The organism is Citrobacter sp. Cf088, from assembly GCF_030334295.1.
Classification (GTDB): Bacteria; Pseudomonadota; Gammaproteobacteria; order Enterobacterales; family Enterobacteriaceae; genus Citrobacter; species Citrobacter freundii.
This window is the reverse complement of record NZ_JAOWEE010000053.1, coordinates 975,457-993,817: the sequence shown is the minus strand read 5'-3', so window position 1 is coordinate 993,817 and position 18,361 is coordinate 975,457. Positions and strand designations below refer to the sequence as shown.

General features: G+C 53.1%; 19 protein-coding genes. 13 read left to right on the top strand and 6 right to left on the bottom strand.

The window, feature by feature from the left end:
- Window positions 1-43 precede the first annotated feature (43 nt).
- Together OGV71_RS17665 and OGV71_RS17660 are read left to right on the top strand one after the other, a co-directional pair.
- Window positions 44-331, top strand: a complete 288-nt coding sequence (locus OGV71_RS17665) for a VF530 family protein (protein ID WP_110248478.1) — start codon at window positions 44-46, stop codon at window positions 329-331.
- Between the two features lie 12 nt (window positions 332-343).
- Entirely contained in the window at window positions 344-1,711 is a 1,368-nt protein-coding gene (locus OGV71_RS17660; RefSeq protein ID WP_086504088.1) for a glycoside hydrolase family 10-like protein, read from the top strand.
- On the opposite strand, the gene OGV71_RS17655 is transcribed toward OGV71_RS17660, so the two are convergent.
- From OGV71_RS17655 to hdeB, 5 genes are all read right to left on the bottom strand, one after another.
- Window positions 1,708-2,226: a hypothetical protein gene (locus tag OGV71_RS17655; protein WP_204583519.1), complete on the bottom strand. Its 519-nt coding sequence runs from the start codon at window positions 2,224-2,226 to the stop codon at window positions 1,708-1,710. The genes OGV71_RS17660 and OGV71_RS17655 overlap by 4 nt on opposite strands.
- Window positions 2,227-2,280: 54 nt before the next feature.
- Entirely contained in the window at window positions 2,281-3,552 is a 1,272-nt protein-coding gene (locus OGV71_RS17650; RefSeq protein ID WP_071667085.1) for a type II toxin-antitoxin system HipA family toxin, read from the bottom strand.
- Entirely contained in the window at window positions 3,545-3,859 is a 315-nt protein-coding gene (locus OGV71_RS17645) for a helix-turn-helix domain-containing protein (RefSeq protein ID WP_003836258.1), read from the bottom strand. Before OGV71_RS17645 ends, OGV71_RS17650 begins: the two co-directional genes overlap by 8 nt.
- Window positions 3,860-4,038: 179 nt before the next feature.
- Window positions 4,039-5,982, bottom strand: a complete 1,944-nt coding sequence (locus OGV71_RS17640; RefSeq protein WP_204583517.1) for a methyl-accepting chemotaxis protein — start codon at window positions 5,980-5,982, stop codon at window positions 4,039-4,041.
- 155 nt (window positions 5,983-6,137) lie between these two features.
- Complete coding sequence (gene hdeB / locus OGV71_RS17635) at window positions 6,138-6,467, bottom strand: acid-activated periplasmic chaperone HdeB (protein WP_204583515.1); 330 nt, start codon at window positions 6,465-6,467, stop codon at window positions 6,138-6,140.
- A gap of 401 nt (window positions 6,468-6,868) precedes the next feature.
- Between hdeB and OGV71_RS17630 the strand changes: the two genes are divergently transcribed.
- The 7 genes from OGV71_RS17630 to OGV71_RS17600 are packed head-to-tail and all read left to right on the top strand — an operon-like array spanning window position 6,869 to window position 13,786.
- Entirely contained in the window at window positions 6,869-7,735 is an 867-nt protein-coding gene (locus OGV71_RS17630) for a MurR/RpiR family transcriptional regulator (protein ID WP_003020002.1), read from the top strand.
- A 14-nt stretch (window positions 7,736-7,749) separates the two neighbouring features.
- Window positions 7,750-8,337 carry a D-alanyl-D-alanine dipeptidase gene (gene ddpX / locus OGV71_RS17625; RefSeq protein WP_003020004.1) on the top strand — a complete coding sequence of 196 codons (588 nt, stop codon included), beginning with the start codon at window positions 7,750-7,752 and terminating at the stop codon, window positions 8,335-8,337.
- 15 nt (window positions 8,338-8,352) lie between these two features.
- Complete coding sequence (locus OGV71_RS17620; RefSeq protein WP_204583513.1) at window positions 8,353-9,915, top strand: ABC transporter substrate-binding protein; 1,563 nt, start codon at window positions 8,353-8,355, stop codon at window positions 9,913-9,915.
- 44 nt (window positions 9,916-9,959) lie between these two features.
- On the top strand, window positions 9,960-10,982 hold the full coding sequence (locus OGV71_RS17615; protein ID WP_204583511.1) for an ABC transporter permease: 1,023 nt from the start codon (window positions 9,960-9,962) through the stop codon (window positions 10,980-10,982).
- The gene (ddpC, locus tag OGV71_RS17610) at window positions 10,979-11,875 is read left to right on the top strand and encodes a D,D-dipeptide ABC transporter permease (protein ID WP_204583509.1); all 897 of its coding nucleotides are present in this window, start codon (window positions 10,979-10,981) and stop codon (window positions 11,873-11,875) included. The genes OGV71_RS17615 and ddpC overlap by 4 nt, the downstream gene beginning before the upstream one ends.
- Window positions 11,872-12,858, top strand: coding sequence for an ABC transporter ATP-binding protein (locus OGV71_RS17605; RefSeq protein WP_003020012.1), 987 nt, complete (start codon window positions 11,872-11,874; stop codon window positions 12,856-12,858). Before ddpC ends, OGV71_RS17605 begins: the two co-directional genes overlap by 4 nt.
- Window positions 12,851-13,786, top strand: a complete 936-nt coding sequence (locus OGV71_RS17600; RefSeq protein ID WP_110248480.1) for an ABC transporter ATP-binding protein — start codon at window positions 12,851-12,853, stop codon at window positions 13,784-13,786. Before OGV71_RS17605 ends, OGV71_RS17600 begins: the two co-directional genes overlap by 8 nt.
- Before the next feature lie 19 nt (window positions 13,787-13,805).
- Here the strand turns inward: OGV71_RS17600 and OGV71_RS17595 are convergent, their stop codons facing one another.
- Window positions 13,806-14,696, bottom strand: a complete 891-nt coding sequence (locus OGV71_RS17595) for a LysR family transcriptional regulator (RefSeq protein WP_003020016.1) — start codon at window positions 14,694-14,696, stop codon at window positions 13,806-13,808.
- Between the two features lie 142 nt (window positions 14,697-14,838).
- Between OGV71_RS17595 and OGV71_RS17590 the strand changes: the two genes are divergently transcribed.
- From OGV71_RS17590 to OGV71_RS17575, 4 genes are read left to right on the top strand one after another with little or no spacing between them, the layout of a single operon-like run.
- On the top strand, window positions 14,839-15,546 hold the full coding sequence (locus OGV71_RS17590; RefSeq protein ID WP_003020020.1) for a CoA transferase subunit A: 708 nt from the start codon (window positions 14,839-14,841) through the stop codon (window positions 15,544-15,546).
- Between the two features lie 2 nt (window positions 15,547-15,548).
- Entirely contained in the window at window positions 15,549-16,205 is a 657-nt protein-coding gene (locus OGV71_RS17585; RefSeq protein WP_003020022.1) for a CoA transferase subunit B, read from the top strand.
- A 10-nt stretch (window positions 16,206-16,215) separates the two neighbouring features.
- On the top strand, window positions 16,216-17,421 hold the full coding sequence (locus tag OGV71_RS17580; RefSeq protein WP_086551207.1) for an acetyl-CoA C-acetyltransferase: 1,206 nt from the start codon (window positions 16,216-16,218) through the stop codon (window positions 17,419-17,421).
- Window positions 17,411-18,334 carry a 3-hydroxyacyl-CoA dehydrogenase family protein gene (locus tag OGV71_RS17575; protein ID WP_204583507.1) on the top strand — a complete coding sequence of 308 codons (924 nt, stop codon included), beginning with the start codon at window positions 17,411-17,413 and terminating at the stop codon, window positions 18,332-18,334. Before OGV71_RS17580 ends, OGV71_RS17575 begins: the two co-directional genes overlap by 11 nt.
- Window positions 18,335-18,361: the final 27 nt, after the last annotated feature.

Below are 18,361 nucleotides of genomic sequence, written 5' to 3'. Positions count from 1 at the left end.
TCTCACTACTGACAAAATCTGGAACCACTGAACTGGACTTCATATGAATGCTCATAATTCTAAAGACCCTTTACATGGCGTGACGCTAGAAATGCAGGTCAATGCCCTGGTTGAACGTTATGGTTGGGCTGAGCTGGCGCAACTTATCAATATCAACTGCTTTAAAAATGAACCGAGCGTTAAATCCAGTCTGAAGTTTCTGCGCCGTACGCCGTGGGCACGGGCAGAAGTAGAAGCGCTGTACCTGGACTCTCTACATGACCAGGTCTCAAATCACACTCCCGAACCGGCCTTCGATCCCTGGGCTAACAGCCGCAATAAGAAGAAATAAGAGCAAAATCAGATGGCAGCATCCGGTTTCTTTTCAGGAAATTATCAGAAAAAACTGGCGAAGATTCTCGCCCGTTCTCGTGCCAGACTACCGCTGACCAACATGAAATGGTTTGCTGTACTTGTGGGCAGTATGTTGTTACTTGGCAGCTGCTCTTCACAACCGCCCGGCCCCAAAACCACTTCGCAACCTCCGGTGAGCAAACCCCAGCAGAGCAAGGAACCAGTGCGTGGGATCTGGCTGGCGACGGTTTCACGTCTTGACTGGCCGCCGATCTCATCCGTGAACATCAGTTCACCTGCTGTACGCATCAGCCAGCAGCAAAAAGCGCTGACGGATAAGCTGGACAACCTGAAACGGCTGGGTATTAACACCGTTTTTTTCCAGGTTAAGCCCGATGGGACCGCATTGTGGAAGTCAAAGATTCTACCGTGGTCAGATACCCTGACCGGCACGATTGGCCAGGATCCAGGTTACGATCCGCTGCAGTTTATGCTCGATGAAGCGCATAAGCGCGGAATGAAAGTTCATGCCTGGCTTAACCCCTATCGCGTGTCTGTAAACACCAAACCTTCGACGGTCACTGAATTAAACAGCACGCTCTCACAAACACCGTCCAGCGTATACGTTCTGCATCGGGACTGGATCCGCACCGCGGGCGAGCGTTTTGTGTTAGACCCCGGTATTCCCGAAGTGCGCGACTGGATCACCAGCATCGTGGCGGAAGTGGTTGAGAATTACCCGGTTGACGGTGTGCAGTTTGATGATTACTTCTATACCGAGTCTCCCGGCTCTGCGCTCAATGACAGCCAGACGTTCAGAAGATACGGCCAGGGATTCGCTTCCAAAGCTGACTGGCGCCGCGATAACACGCAAAGGTTAATTGCCCAGGTATCGCAGACCATCAAGAAACTCAAGCCTGAAGTCGAGTTTGGCGTTAGCCCTGCGGGCGTATGGCGCAACCGTTCGCACGATCCAGCGGGCTCAGACACGCGCGGGGCGGCAGCGTATGATGAGTCTTATGCCGACACCCGCCGTTGGGTGCAACAAGGCTTGTTGGATTACATCGCACCGCAACTCTACTGGCCTTTTGCCCGCGATGCAGCGCGCTACGATGTACTGGCAAAATGGTGGGCAGATGTCGTGAAATCAACCAACACTCGCCTCTACATTGGTGTCGCGCTGTATAAAGTTGGTGAACCATCGAGAAAAGAGCCAGACTGGACGGTCAAAGGCGGTGTGCCGGAACTGAAAAAGCAGCTCGATCTAAACGAGACCGAACCGTACATTAACGGCACGATCCTGTTTCGCGAAGATTATCTTAATCAACCGCAAACGCAGGAAGCTGTGACCTATATTCGCAATCGTTGGGGACGTTAATGGTTGTTCTGAGCGGGAAGCCTGAGCCAGACGCTCACGTAGCGGGTAAATTTCCCCACAAAAACTCCGGCGAACATGCCGCCAGTAATGATAGCCAGGGCGCTCATTGCGGGTTGACGTAAAACGTCGGGGGAAATGGCGTTAAGTACGCCAAGTACGTACTTAACGCCGAATGCCAGCAGCATAAATGGCAATGCGGAATAATCTGCCGGACGGTGAATACTCCGTGGTGCGCTACTGCGGCTCAAACGGCCGGGGTTAATTAATATGTAGCCAATGATTGCGCCGCTGATGATACCTATCGCCCACTGAATATACGTAATGAGGGTCGGGTCGCGATAAGTGATTAAATCGTAGATATCCCAGACTAAAAAAATAGCGGGGATCAGCGCCAGCTTTTCCAGCGTGACAGTGGCGGGTGTTCTGGCTCTAATCCCTCGATACAGTAGAAAGGCAAACAGCAGATACACCCAAACTGGCGTGTTTTTCAGCATATTCACGACAAATTCAGCCATAACGTTGCCTCGCTCAGATTTAATTCTTCGCTAAGTGTAGCGGCTGTATCTGCGTTACCGGGACATTAAACGGCGGACATTATCATTAATCTGTTTCTGTATCGTATTCAGCGTAGTTTGTGTTATCTGATCGGCGTATTTGTCTTTGGCTGTAACGCTTAGCGCTGTTGCATGGTGGCAGATCTTGTCGATTATAGCGTTCACATGCTCAGCTGATAGCTCAGCTTCCTGTACGCCAAGCTGCTGCAGGTGCTTTCTTTCGATATCCAGCGCTTCTCCCAGCACGTCCATTTGGTGATACCCGCCGGGTCCTTCGCACCAGGTCACGTCGTAAGCCGGAGCCAAAGTCCAGTTTCCTGCGGCTGACATTAAATAGGCAAAGTTTTTGGGATGGTCATCGCGGTTGTTAAATGCCACGTTGAAAACCACGCGTTCGAACGCTTTCGCTTTTTCTCTGACATCATTGGTACAAATCTGTGTGGCGCGCAGAAAATCCCGGTAATCTAAAGCACCGGGTATCTGGTAATTTGCACCGGTAAATGCCGCCAGGCTCTGCATAGGAATACGGACCGACTGGTCACGGTCGAAACGGCGGGTAGCAAATGCCGCCTGCCCGTCAGGCAGATTAAAATACGCGGTATCAGGCGTAGTGATCCCACATTGCCGCAAACATTCAGCATACACCGCTTCGATGGCACATACCTCAGCATGCTCATGCCTGGCAGGAAATTTAATCAACCAGCTTTCGCTCCCCGGGAGAGGCGCAGTGGTGAACTTTGACGTGACACTGTCACGATAAAGTAACGCTTTTGGCCTGGCCCCTTGCGGTGAACCGCCCATCTGGAGCAGTTTTTGCAAGAATTCCCCGCCTTCGCCGCTCAGGACTTCCTGAACCTCAGATGCCAGTTGTTCGAGAGGAACATCCTCTTTTGAAAGCGTCTCGGCATCTGACTGAACGGGCCGGAACGTCATGGCGCCCATTGCGTTATTGCCGACCCAGGTTAATCTCTCCAGAGGTCCTATGCGCGCTGCGTTGAGTCCACGGCGTTTAAATAAACGATCCATCAACAGCATACCCCAACCATCAGGTAACGAATCGTACACGGGTCCTGGTAATCCCAACTGATGAGCCGGGAAATCCCTGCGTAAACGAGGACCGTTCAGTGGTAACCTTAGCCGGGACAGCTCCAGCCCCTTACGTATAGCGTCTTCACTGTATTCAAAGGCGATCAACGGGCGTCCGGTCAGGGCTGAGGAAGACACCAGTTTTCCCCACAACCATTTTTCACCCCAGCCTTCATAAAAGATATCGACTTGCTCAGGCATCAGTATTTTTCCTTTTCACCCGCTGACGTGCCGCGCTCTTCTCGTAACGCAAAATATCATCCAGACTGTCGATCCTGGGTTTGAATAAGCCCTCGAGCGCGTCACCATAACCTAACACCATCGCGACTTTGACCAGATTCTCAAATCCTACATTTTTACCTGCTTCCAGATTCGAAACGGTATTCACACCGACACCTGAACGCGCGGCAACATCTGCCTGCGTCATTTGCTGCGCGAGCCGTTCCTTACGCAATCTGTCGCAAAGTAGTTTGACGATATCGGCTGCTGTATTGAGCGTTAAATCCATAATATTGGCTCTTATTGGAATAAAAACGACTTTACACCCAATATTATAGAGTTAATCGGGGAATGATTCAAAGTTTTGTAAGGCACAATAAAGAGGAGTTAAATCGATAAATCGTGGTTAAGCGCCATTATACTGGAGTTATCCGGGCACAATGTTTGCACCCGGATATCGTGTCGTTATCAGGCCACTGAAGGCTCAGACAATCTGAATGACGAGACCAGCAACGCCAACTGCTCCGCCTCCTCTTTCAATGCCTGTGTACGTGCGGCGGCATCATCAATTAATGATGCGTTTTGCTGAACGGTGCTGTCCATTTCGGTAACGGCGAGCGTAACTTCGGAAACACCTTTACGCTGTTCTTCACCAGCAACGCGTATTTCCCCCATCAACTGGCGTACCTGACGCACATTGCTGACCAGTTCTCCCAGACGTTCGCCGGCAGTGTGAATTTGCTGACTTCCGCTACCAACATGAGAAACGGATTCATCAATCAACGCTTTAATTTCCTGAGCAGCGGTGGCACTGCGCTGAGCCAGCGTGCGCACTTCGGAGGCCACGACGGCAAACCCTCTGCCAGCATCACCCGCTCTGGCGGCTTCAACCGCGGCATTCAGGGCGAGAATATTGGTCTGGAACGCAATGCTGTCGATGACAGCGACGATTTCCACCATTCTGCCGGATGAGGCGCTGACGTTATCCATCGTAGAGATAACGCCTTGCATCACATCACCGCAACGGTTGGCCGTTTGCGCTGTGTTATCGGATAGCTCATCCGCCAACTGTGTATTACTGGCGTTTTGATGAACGGTCGCATTTAACTGCTCCATAGCCGCTGAACTCTCTTCCAGCGCAGCGGCCTGCTGCGTTACGCGAGATGAAAGCTCCATATTACTATCAGCCAGGCTAACGGCGTTATTCGCCACCACTGTGCTACTGCTTCTGACGGTGATCAGGATGGCCGAGATTTTATCGACGAACAGGTTAAACGCCTCGGCGATAGCCGAAATCTCATCTTTGCCGCGAACATCCAGACGACGTGTAAGATCGCCTTCTCCCTGCGCGATGTCATCAAGTGCCTGACGGGTATCATCGAGACGTGAAATTAGTCGACGAACCACCAGCCATGATCCCACCAGCAACAGCGTCATGATAGGGATCAATACCTCCAGAACGTCCTGCATCATCACTTTGGCAAGACCGACAATACGTGATTCTGGTGTCACAAGCCCTACGACCCAGCCGGTATCTGGCATCGGGAACAGCATGACCTGTGACGCTGTATTCAGGACGAGATCATTTTCCAGCGTTATGGTCTTCACCCCATCTGTCGGGCGCAAAGATTTCAGACCGTTTTGCACCGGGATAAGCCACTGCGCGCTTTGCGCCAGATCGTTAATGGTTTTATGTTTGGCCAGGTCGGCCTGCGGGAAATAGAGAATTTGTCCCTGCTTGTCTACCACAAACGCGTAACCGCCAGTACTGTTGCCCTGCTGCTGCATGAAAGTAGCGACGTTATCCAGACGGATATCGGTGGTAGCGACACCGGCAAACTTGCCCGCCTGCTGATAAGGCACGCTGCATGTCACCATGTTGACGCCTGAACTGGCATCCTGGTAAACATCAGACCATAGGCAGTTGTTTTGTGATTGCCCTTTGGCGTGCTGATACCAGCTTTCATTGTGGTATCCGCTTGATCCTTCGACGTTATAATCGTTGGAATAGACAAGCTTTCCTTCGGCATTACGCGCCCAGAAAAAGCTTCTTTTCTCCACACCTGCGGTGAAGGCGTTTGGTTCTGGCCAGATACCACCGCCGGTAATAATCGAGTCTTTACCTTCACCAATCAGATGCGGAACGACGCTTTGATACAGAGATTCATCGTTAGGCAACACTTCAGCCAGTCGCGACAGGCTGACTGTCTCACCTTCAATTCGGGACAATACAGTACTCAACTGACGGGTTAAACCTTGCCCTGTTTCTTCGATCAGGGCGGTGTTGATTTCAACGACGCGCGGCTGACCACGCCAGAGCATAATCACCACGATAACAATAGTCGTTACTGCAAGCAGCAGAATGCCGCCGATGGTTAAACGCGTTGAAATACGAGTAGGATACCAGGCCATACAAACTCCTTCTGCAAAAGGCTAACTTTTATCCAGTATCGGCACAGGCGTTTATATCTTTATAAAGTTTTCTTAAGTATTGCAAAACAAATAAGTGACAACGTCACAAATAACAAAACCCAGCACTTTGGCTGGGTTTTAATAACGGCTTAATTTTATTTAGATAATTCTTTTTTGATTTCGTCTTTTATTTTACTTAATTCGCTCTGCGGATGTTTCTTACAAAGTTCAACGGTCAGAGGAACTGCAGTCGTAACGGTTTCGTTATAGTCTACGTAATCGCCACCTTTGAAGTCTTCGTCTTCATTGAGCACCCAGAAGGCCACCGGAGCCATAGTTTGTGGGTTCAAATCAATAAACTCTTGACAGTTCATGCCTTTCGGAGTCACTTCAGTTTTAGCGTTATCTGTTGCTGCATTGACGCTGACACTGGTTAACAGCGCTGCGGCCAGAATACCTGCTGTAGAAAGGGAGAATTTATTCATTGTAGTACTCCATGTATAATATAAATAATATCTACACTTGCGCTTAACACCGTTAATGTAGCTCGCGAAAAATAATACCCCTATCGTCATAAGAATAAAGATTGGTGTTATTGATATGGCTGAAATTTATATTTTCAATTACTGATTCTTATGTCTTAGGGATAAATGTTGCCCACAATGTGATCGCTCCGACGAAATCAGCAGATTCATACCCCGCTTCCTCTGCCGTTGCACCAAATCTGAACTACGCTGCACAAATGTTGATCATTAGTTAACGAATTTGATCTGAGTTTTAACAAAAACAGCCGACATGCCGCTGTTACTGACATGGCACGCGTCGTGCATTGTTAATTCGCTAACAGAGATACGGAATCTGACAGACAACTAACAGCGAGAAGGTAATGACAGCCAAACCAGAGTTATTTACCCGCATAGAGCAAACCTTTAGCCAGCTGACGCCCAGCGAAAAGCGCGTGGCTGGGTGGCTGTTAGCCCATGCTGTGCAGATCCCATTTGAAACCGCGGATGGCATCGCGAAAGCAACCGGAACCAGCGGCATTACCGTCGGACGTTATCTGCGTAAACTGGGCTTTCGTAACCTGGAGGATGCAAAAGCCAGTCTGCGTGAGCTGCCTGTAGTTCCGTATCAGCCCTGGGGAATGAATGAACGACTGGATTCCTGGCACCAGCAACAAAGCCTGCCAGATCGGGCGCACCAGTCGCTGTTACTGGAAATCGACGCCATTACCCACGTCTACCAACTTGCTCAGGGTGAGACGTTTCTACGCATTGCACAGCAGTTGGCGCATGCGGAAGCCGTGTACATCCTCGGGATCCAGTCCACACGCGGGATCGCTAACGCCTTTTTTAGTCACCTGGAATATCTGCGACCTAAAGTCAGCTACTCCGAAGGCCTTTCCGGCAGTTGGGTAGAGTCGCTGAACTCGGGATTCAGCCAGCCTTACGTGGTTATTACCGATATGCGCGCCTACTCCGCTATTTCGCGACAATATTGCCGTGTCGCCACTGAACGCTGCATTCCGCTGGCGCTAATTACCGATGTGTGGTGCCCATGGGCCAGGGATTATTCCATTGATTTGCTTCAGGTAAAAACCGACACCGGACATTTCTGGGACTCACTGGCACCGGTGAGCTGTCTGTTCAACTTATTACTTTCTGCGGTGGTGGCGCAACTGGGTGACGCCCTCGCAGGACGCCTGCAAACTAATCGCCAGTTACAACAACAATTTGGTCAATTCGAACAATAAACAGGAAACGTGCTATGTCAGAACTCCCAGAACTGGTCGATCTGTCGGTGATATTTCCGTCGCTGCATATCGATCTTAAATACGCTACTGCCGACAACATTACCGGCGCACCTATCTACAGGGAAGCGCGTTGCCTGTTGCACACCGAGGCGGTAACCGCGCTGGCAAAAAGCATCAGCATTGCGCAACTGGCGGGCTTGTCGCTGGTGGTGTACGACGCGTATCGCCCCCAGCAGGCGCAGGCGATACTGTGGAATGCCTGTCCCGACCCGCAATATGTTGTCGATGTCGCGATTGGTTCCAATCACAGTCGGGGTACGGCCATTGACGTCACGTTGATGGACGATCGCGGCCATCTCCTTGATATGGGGGCCGGTTTTGATGAAATGCACGACCGTTCCCATGCCTGGCATCCATCTGTTCCTCCGGCAGCGCAGCGTAACCGCCTGCTGCTCAATGCCATTATGTTTGGTGGTGGTTTTGTCGGTATTAACAGCGAATGGTGGCATTTTGAATTACCTGATGCCGCCCGTTACCCGCTGCTTGACGATCAAATTGATTGTTACACTGTCACGTCTATAACAACACAACATCCCCTTTAATTCTGGAGCCTGGTTATGAAGACTACACCTGCGTTAAACGCTTTTTTCCGCCCCGCTCTGATAGCCGTTGCGTTAGCGGTTGCCCTGCCCGCCGCGCAGGCTGCCGTTCCCAAAGATATGCTAGTGATTGGTAAAGCCGCCGATCCGCAGACGCTCGATCCCGCTGTGACCATAGATAACAATGACTGGACGGTCACCTATCCCTCTTACCAGCGGTTGGTTCAGTACAAAACCGATGGTGGTAAAGGTTCCACGGAAGTTGAAGGCGATTTAGCCAGCGGCTGGAAAGCCTCGGACGACCAGAAAGAGTGGACGTTTACCCTGAAAAACGATGCCAAATTCGCCGACGGAACGCCGGTGACGGCTGATGCGGTAAAGCAATCCTTCGAACGTTTGCTCAAGATTGGTCAGGGACCTGCGGAGGCTTTCCCGAAAGATCTGAAGGTTGAGGTCATCGATAACAACACGGTGAAGTTTACCCTCAGCCAGCCGTTTGCTCCGTTTCTGTATACGCTGGCAAATGACGGTGCCTCAATCATTAACCCGGCCATCTTAAAAGCGCATACCGCAGACGATGCCCGCGGATTCCTGGCACAGAACACGGCAGGCTCTGGTCCCTTCATGCTGAAGAGTTGGCAAAAGGGACAACAACTGGTGCTGGTGCCTAACCCGCATTATGCCGGTACAAAACCGACGTTTAAGCGCGTCTCAGTCAAAATCATTGGTGAAAGCGCCTCCCGTCGCCTGCAACTGTCGCGTGGCGATATCGACATTGCCGATGCGCTTCCTGTTGACCAGCTTGCTGCTTTAAAACAGGAAGGCAAAGTGAACGTGGCGGATTATCCCTCATTGCGCGTGACTTATCTGTATCTCAACAACAGTAAGGCCCCGCTCAATCAGGTGGATTTACGCCGAGCTATCTCGTGGGCCACCGATTATAAAGGGATGGTCAACGGGATCCTGAGCGGCAATGGAAAGCAAATGCGTGGCCCAATCCCCGAAGGCATGTGGGGTTTTGACGATAAGGCCATGCAGTACAGCTTCGATGAAGCCAAAGCCAAAGCAGCGTGGGACAAAGTTGCCACCAAACCTGAAAGCCTGAGCTTCCTGTACTCAGATAATGATCCTAACTGGGAACCTATCGCGCTCGCTACCCAGGCAAGCCTTGGCAAACTGGGCATTAAGGTGAAGCTGGAAAAACTGGCGAACGCCACCATGCGTGACCGCGTGGGCAAAGGCGATTACGACATTGCCATTGGCAACTGGAGTCCGGATTTTGCCGACCCGTACATGTTTATGAACTACTGGTTTGAGTCAGATAAGAAAGGCTTGCCGGGTAACCGTTCGTTCTATGAAAACAGTGAGGTCGATAAGCTGCTGCGTAGCGCGCTGGCTACGACCGATCAGGTGGCCAGAACCAATGACTACCAGCAGGCGCAAACCATCGTGATTGATGAAGCGGCCTACGTCTATTTATTCCAGAAAAACTATCAGTTGGCGATGAACAAAGACGTCAAAGGATTTGTATTCAACCCCATGCTGGAACAGGTCTTCAATATCTCCACCATGAGTAAATAAGCCACGTTTACGCGGAGCCGCTCTGGCTCCGCAAGGGGAAGCTAATGACGTTCTGGAGTATTTTGCGCCAGCGATGCTGGGGACTTATTCTGGTGGTTATCGGTGTTTGCGTAATCACCTTTATTATTTCACATCTGATACCTGGCGACCCCGCAAGGCTGCTGGCGGGCGACCGCGCCAGCAATGAAATTGTCGAAAATATTCGCCAACAGCTGGGGCTGAATCAACCGCTGTATGTCCAGTTTTTTCGCTATGTCAGCGACATTTTTCACGGCGATTTAGGCACCTCCATTCGCACCGGGCGTCCGGTACTGGATGAACTGCGCATTTTCTTCCCCGCTACCCTTGAGCTGGCTTTCTGCTCTTTGTTGCTGGCGCTGGTGATAGGTATCCCGCTGGGTATTTTATCTGCGGTCTGGCGTAACCGCTGGCTTGATCACCTTGTTCGGCTAATGGCAATTACCGGTATCTCCACGCCAGCATTCTGGCTGGGGCTGGGGGTTATCGTGCTGTTTTACGGTCATCTGCAAATTTTACCCGGCGGTGGACGTTTAGACGACTGGCTGGATCCACCGGCTCACGTCACCGGGTTCTACCTGATTGATGCACTGCTGGAAGGCAACGGCGAAGTCTTTTTCAATGCGCTTCAGCACCTGATTTTACCGTCGTTGACACTGGCTTTTGTACATCTTGGGATCGTTGCCCGCCAGATTCGTTCCGCCATGCTGGAGCAACTGAGTGAAGATTACATTCGTACCGCTCGCGCCAGCGGGTTACCGGGCTGGTACATCGTGCTGTGCTATGCATTGCCTAACGCACTCATCCCATCAATCACCGTCCTCGGCCTGGCGCTGGGCGATCTGCTCTACGGTGCGGTATTGACCGAAACGGTCTTTGCCTGGCCAGGTATGGGCGCTTGGGTGGTGACCTCAATTCAGGCGCTCGACTTCCCGGCGGTAATGGGATTTGCCGTGGTGGTCTCGTTCGCCTATGTGCTGGTCAACCTGGTGGTGGATTTGCTCTATTTGTGGGTAGATCCTCGAATTGGACGTGGAGGTGCTGAATGATGCTCACACAAGAAACGCCGACCGCCCCTCAGACAGCACGCCGCCGCACGGACTGGGCCAAACTGTTCTGGATGATGAAAAGTAGCCCGCTGACGCTGGTTGGCGGGGTCATTATCGTATTGATACTGCTGCTGATGGTGCTGTCGCCGTGGATAACGCCACACGATCCTAATGCCATCAATTTGAGTGCGCGCCTGCTGCCCCCGTCAGCCGCTCACTGGTTTGGTACCGATGAAGTCGGTCGCGATCTGTTCAGCCGCGTTCTGGTAGGAAGTCAGCAGTCGGTCGTTGCGGGTCTGGTGGTGGTGGGTATCGCCGGGGGATTGGGATCACTGCTGGGCTGCTTGTCGGGTGTCATGGGCGGGCGCGCCGACGCGATAATTATGCGGATGATGGACATTATGCTGTCCATTCCTTCGCTGGTGCTGACGATGGCGTTGGCCGCCGCGCTGGGCCCCAGCCTGTTTAACGCTATGCTGGCGATTGCCATCGTCCGTATCCCTTTCTATGTGCGCCTCGCCCGCGGTCAGACGTTAGTGGTGCGCCAGTTTAGCTATGTACAGGCTGCCCGGACCTACGGCGCTTCACGCAGGCATCTGATTAGCTGGCACATTTTACGCAATTCTCTGCCACCACTCATTGTGCAGGCATCGCTGGATATCGGCAGTGCGATCCTGATGGCTGCCACGCTCGGGTTTATCGGTCTGGGCGCGCAGCAACCCAGCGCTGAGTGGGGCGCGATGGTCGCAATTGGCCGCAATTACGTGCTTGATCAGTGGTGGTATTGTGCTTTTCCCGGCGCCGCCATTCTGATTACCGCCGTGGGCTTTAATCTCTTTGGCGATGGTATTCGCGATCTGCTTGATCCGAAAGCCGGAGGAAAACAGTCATGACACAACCCGTACTGGAAATCGAAGATTTACATCTGAGTTTCCCCGGCTATAAAGCTGATGTGCATGCGCTGAACCATGTATCACTGCACATCAACCGTGGAGAAATCGTTGGTGTGGTGGGTGAATCCGGTTCCGGTAAGTCCGTGACCGCCATGCTCACCATGCGTCTGCTTCCGGAGGGAAGCTATCGTATTCACCAGGGACGCGTTTCACTGCTGGGTGAAGATGTGCTCAACGCCAGTGAGAAACAAATGCGCCAATGGCGCGGCGCACGCGTCGCGATGATCTTTCAGGAGCCCATGACGGCACTGAATCCGACCCGGCGTATCGGCCAGCAAATGGTGGAGGTAATCCGCCATCACCAGGCGTTAAGCCGCACGGATGCCCGTCATAAAGCCGTCGCTCTACTCGAAGAGATGCAAATCCCGGACGCGCCGGAGGTCATGAAACGATTTCCGTTTGAGCTTTCCGGCGGGATGCGCCAACGCGTGATGATTGCGCTGGCCTTTTCGTGCGAGCCAGAGCTTATTATTGCCGATGAACCGACCACCGCGCTGGACGTCACGGTGCAACTGCAGGTGCTGCGTTTGCTGAAGTTAAAAGCACGGGCCAGCGGAACAGCCGTGCTATTTATCAGTCATGATATGGCGGTGGTTTCACAGTTATGCGACCGGTTGTACGTCATGTATGCCGGGAGCGTGATTGAGAGTGGCCCGACGCAAACCGTTATTCAACGTCCGACGCATCCCTATTCCATCGGCTTGCTGAAATGCGCGCCGGAACACGGCGAGCCGCGCGCATTGTTACCTGCGATCCCCGGCACCGTGCCGAACCTAACCTGCTTACCTGCCGGATGCGCATTTCGTGAGCGCTGCTTTGCCGCTGGTCCTCGTTGTGAAGAAACGCCTGCGTTAAGTAGTCAGGGAGGCGTAGATCAACAATCTGCCTGCTGGTATCCACAACTGGAGACAACACATGTCTGATTTTTTACTGGCGCTGCAGGATGTTCATGTCAACTTTCCTGCGCGTAAAAACTGGCTTGGCAAGGTTACGGAACGGGTGCATGCGCTCAACGGTCTGGATTTACAGATTCGCCAGGGTGAAACTCTTGGGATTGTTGGCGAATCCGGTTGTGGAAAAAGTACGCTGGCGCAACTGCTGATGGGCATGCTGAAACCCAGCCAGGGAAGCTATTCTCGCCGTGGTAATAAACAGCATAACGGTATGCAAATGGTCTTTCAGGACCCTCTTTCATCGCTGGATCCTCGCTTACCGGTGTGGCGCACGATCACTGAGCCGGTATGGATCCAAAAACGAAGTCCGGAACGTGAGCGCCGCATGCTTGCTGAAGATTTGGCCCAACAGGTAGGCATCCGTCCGGAATATCTCGACCGTCTGCCGCATGCGTTTTCCGGTGGACAACGCCAGCGTATCGCCATCGCCCGGGCACTATCGTCAGAACCGGATGTTATCGTCCTCGATGAGCCCACTTCAGCACTGGATATCTCTGTACAGGCGCAAATTCTCAATCTTCTGGTGTCACTACAGGCGCGCAGAAATCTGACCTACGTATTGATATCGCATAACGTGTCGGTGGTCCGCCATATGAGCGACCGTGTGGCGGTGATGTACCTCGGGCAAATTGTTGAGCTGGGCGATGCTCAACACGTTCTCACTCACCCCGCCCATCCGTACACACGGTTATTGCTGGACTCTGTCCCTAAAACGGGCGCGCCACTGACGGAAGATTTGGTGTTACGTAAAACCGAGCTACCGGGAAACCGAACGTTGCCCCAGGGATGCTTTTTCCGTGACAGATGTCCATTGGCAACCCACGGTTGTGAGAAAAAACAGGCATTACTGAAAAGTGATACCGGATGTGACGTTCGCTGCTGGCGGGCGGTTACATGACCTGAGCCGTTGAGAAAAGTCAGGTGCGATACGCCTTTTTCAGTGAATCCACCAGCACCTCGGAAGCAGTAGATAATTTATGATGTGCTGAACGCAAAACCCCGATCCGACGCTGGATCACCGGCGTATCCAGATCGATACAGGTTGCGCCTAACTCTGTCATTTGCGTGCGGCATAGTGCAGGTACGGCGCTACCGCCCAGACCGTTAGCCACCAGACGGCCAACGGTTACTAATTGATGGCTCTCCAGCGCCACTTCCAGCGTATGTCCGCTTTGCACAAGTTGTTCTTCCAGCATCAGCCGCACGGCTGACGGACGTTGCAAGGTGATGAAATCCAGCGTCAGCAGTTCGCGCCATGCAATACGATCCCTGTCTGCCAGCCGACAGGTTGGCGGCACAATCGCGATAAAACGATCCACGCCGAGCGGCGTGAAATGCAGATGTCCCGAATAGTCCGGCTCGAAGGCTATGCCCATCTCGACCCGCCCTTCACTGACCATTTCAATCACGTGTTCATTGATCACATCATGAACCGTTACGTTGATACCAGAATAAGAATCACGAAACGTTTTCAGTACCGATGGCAGGACGTTAGCGGCAAATGAGGGCATGGCGGCGATCGAGATTTTACCACGCTGCAGCGTAAAGCGTTGGCGCATGGCTTCTTCCGTATTCTCCCAGTCCGCCAGCAACTGTCTCCCCATATTCAGCAGCGTTTCTCCCTCCTGCGTCAGAGTCACTTTGCGGGTGGTTCTCAACAGTAACGCCCCGCCCAGCGAATCTTCCAGTCCTTTAATCGCCAGGCTTAATGCGGGTTGCGACATGTTCAGTCTTTCACTGGCATGAGCAAAATTCAGAGTGTGAGCTACCGCTAAAAACGCGCGTAACTGTTTGATGCTCATTCCCATTTCGCATTCCTTTAACTTGTTGAATACCTTTAATTAACATTAAATTGATAAAAAAACCCAATGAGTGAGTCACAAATTTAAAATTAACAAATCATTTTTCACCCCCAATGATGTCGGCAAGGACAACTGGGGAGGCAAGTATATGGCTGGACTGGATAAACGTGTTGCCACTTATCAAGAGGCGCTGGAAGGACTGACCGACAACATGACGCTGCTAGCGGGCGGTTTTGGTTTATGTGGGATCCCTGAAAACCTGATTACCGAAGTACGCCGTCGAGAAGTACAGGGACTTACCGTTGTATCAAACAACTGTGGCGTGGATGGCTTTGGCCTCGGCGTACTGCTGGAAACGCGCCAGGTGCGCAAAGTGGTCGCGTCCTATGTAGGGGAAAACGCCCTGTTTGAGAAGCAGGTGCTTAGCGGCGAACTGGAAGCCATCCTGACGCCACAGGGTACGCTGGCAGAGCAGTTGCGCGCGGGCGGCGCGGGGATCCCGGCATTTTTTACCGCGACTGGATATGGAACCCCCGTAGCGGAAGGGAAAGAGGTTCGCGAGTTTGCCGGACGCCCTTACATCCTTGAACAGGCGATAACCGGTGATTTTGCATTGGTTAAAGGCTGGAAAGCCGACTGGTACGGCAACGTCATCTATCGCCACACCGCACAGAACTTTAATCCGCTGATGGCCGCCGCCGGGCGCATTACCGTCGTGGAAGTCGAAGAGATTGTCCCTCCCGGAGAACTGGACCCTGCAGCGATTCACACTCCCGGAATTTTCGTTAACCGCATTATTCAGGGGCAGTTTGAAAAACGTATTGAACAACGTACCCTGCGCCAGAAAGGAGCCTGACCATGTTAACGCGTGAACAAATGGCGATGCGCGTCGCCCGCGAGCTGCGCGACGGTTATTACGTCAACCTTGGGATCGGCATTCCCACTCTGGTGGCAAATTATATCCCTGATGGCATGGACGTGATGCTGCAATCAGAGAATGGTTTGCTGGGTATGGGGCCGTTTCCCACAGAAGACGAAATTGATGCCGACATGATTAACGCCGGGAAACAGACCGTGACGGCGCGCAAAGGCGCGGCGATTTTCGACTCTGCGCAATCCTTCGCCATGATCCGCGGCGGCCACGTTGATCTGACGGTGCTCGGTGCGTTTGAAGTCGATGTTAACGGCAATATCGCCTCATGGATGATCCCCGGGAAAATGGTGAAAGGCATGGGCGGCGCGATGGACCTGGTTGCCGGAGCCGACAACATCATCGTGGTAATGACCCATGCTTCCAAAAGCGGTGAGTCCAAACTGCTTCCCGCCTGCACCCTGCCGTTGACCGGCGTGGCCTGCATCAAACGCGTGCTTACCGACCTGGCTCTGCTGGAAATTGCCGACGGGGCGTTCATTCTGCGTGAACGCGCCCCGGGTATCAGTGTGGATGAAATCGTCGCCAGAACCGCCGGCAAGCTGATCGTGCCCGAAACTGTCCCCGAAATGCAATTTAACTGAGGAGCTGACCATGCAGGATGTTGTAATTGTCGCGGCAACGCGCACCCCGATTGGCAGTTTTCATGGTGCGCTGGCACCACTTTCCGCCGTGGAGTTAGGTACAGCGGTTGTCCGTTCGCTGCTGGAAAAAACGGCTGTGGCGCCTGAACAAATTGATGAAGTGATTTTAGGTCAGGTTCTGACGGCAGGCTGCGGCCAGAATCCGGCCAGGCAAACGGCGTTACGCGCAGGGCTGCCGTCAACCACACCGGCGTTAACCATTAATCTGGTGTGCGGTTCTGGCCTGAAGGCGGTGCATCAGGCGGTACAGGCAATTCGCTGTGGCGATGCGCAAATCGTGATTGCCGGAGGCCAGGAGAGCATGAGCAATGCGCCCTATTTTCTCGACGGCGCGCGGGCTGGTCTGCGGTTGGGTCATGCCAGTATGAAAGACAGCGTGGTGCATGACGGCCTGTGGGATGCATTCAACGACTATCACATGGGTATTACTGCCGAAAATCTGGCGGATAAGTTCGTAATCAGTCGTGAGCAGCAGGACGCTTTTGCCCTGCGCTCCCAGCAAAAAGCCGCCGCTGCCATTGAAGCGGGTCGTTTTAGCGCGGAAATCACGCCGGTTAGCGTCCCACAAGGCAAAAAGCCGCCACGTGTGGTGGACCGTGACGAACAGCCTCGCCCGGATACTCAGGCCGACAAGCTGGCGCAACTTAAACCAGCATTTCGGCCAGGAAACGGTACGGTGACCGCCGGAAATGCATCATCCATCAATGATGGTGCCGCCGCGGTGATGTTGATGAGCGCCGGCAAAGCCGCAGAACTCAATTTGCCAGTGCTTGCCCGGGTAACAGGCTACGCGGTTTCTGGTGTCGATCCCGCCATTATGGGCCTTGGGCCGGTAGAAGCGTCACTCCAGTGCCTGAAGCGAGCGGGCTGGACGTTGAATGATGTCGATCTCATTGAGGCCAACGAAGCCTTTGCCGCACAAGCGCTGGCGGTTGGCGAATCCCTGAACTGGGACAGCGACCGTGTGAACGTAAATGGCGGCGCGATTGCGCTGGGCCATCCCATCGGTGCATCTGGTTGCCGAATCCTGGTGACACTGTTGCACGAAATGGCCCGCAGTAACGCGACCAAAGGGCTGGCTACGCTGTGCGTAGGCGGCGGTCAGGGCGTAGCGCTGGCGGTAGAGCGTTTGCAGGAGGTCTCTCATGCAAAGTAAGCCTGTCTGCGTTCTGGGGGCGGGGTTAATGGGGGTCGGTATTGCCACCCACTTCGCCCGTTATGGTCACGATATCTGGCTGTATGACACCGATAGCAGCCGAATTGCAGAAATTAGCGCCGTTGCCAGCGGTATTCTGGATGAGCTGATTACCGCCGAACAGTTTGCCGCAGACGAAAAAGAACAGGTTGTGAGTCGTCTGCACGGTACGACTTCGCTACCGGAGATTGCTGCGTGCGGGTTACTGATTGAAGCGATCCCGGAGCGGCTCGAGCTCAAGCACGCGTTGTATGCGCAACTGGAAGGTCTGATCGCGCCTGAGGCCGTCATTGCCAGTAATACCAGCGGCCTGCCGCCGGATGCGCTGGCAGAAAAGCTCGTCCATCCTGAGCGGCTGCTCATCGCCCATTTCTGGCACCCGCCACATTTTATTCCGCTGGTCGAAATTGTCCCCGGCACCGCCACCAAAGCGGAATACCTGCGAGAGCTGCAACAGTTGCTGCTCTCGATGCAACTGGAAGCCGTCGTGCTCGATCGCGCCGCACCAGGGTTTGTCGGCAATCGACTGCAGTTTGCTTTGCTGCGTGAAGCGCTTCATATCGTTAAAAGCGGCATCGCCAGCGCAGAGGTGGTGGATCAGGTCATGCGCGCCTCGCTCGGACGTCGCTATGCGATGGTTGGTCCGCTGGAAGCGGCAGATATGACCGGGCTGTCTACGGTACAGGATATTTGTCGGCATCTGCTCCCGGAACTGGCAACCGGCAGCGAGATGATGTCGCTGGTCGCTGACAAGGTAGCCAACGGTGATACCGGTTTACGCAGCGGTCAGGGATTTTATCGCTGGGATGATTCGCGCAAGGATTACATCCAGCAACGCAGAGAGCATCAACTGCGTTTTGCCCTGAAACCATAACGTCTCTTTCTGTACCCCAATATAATA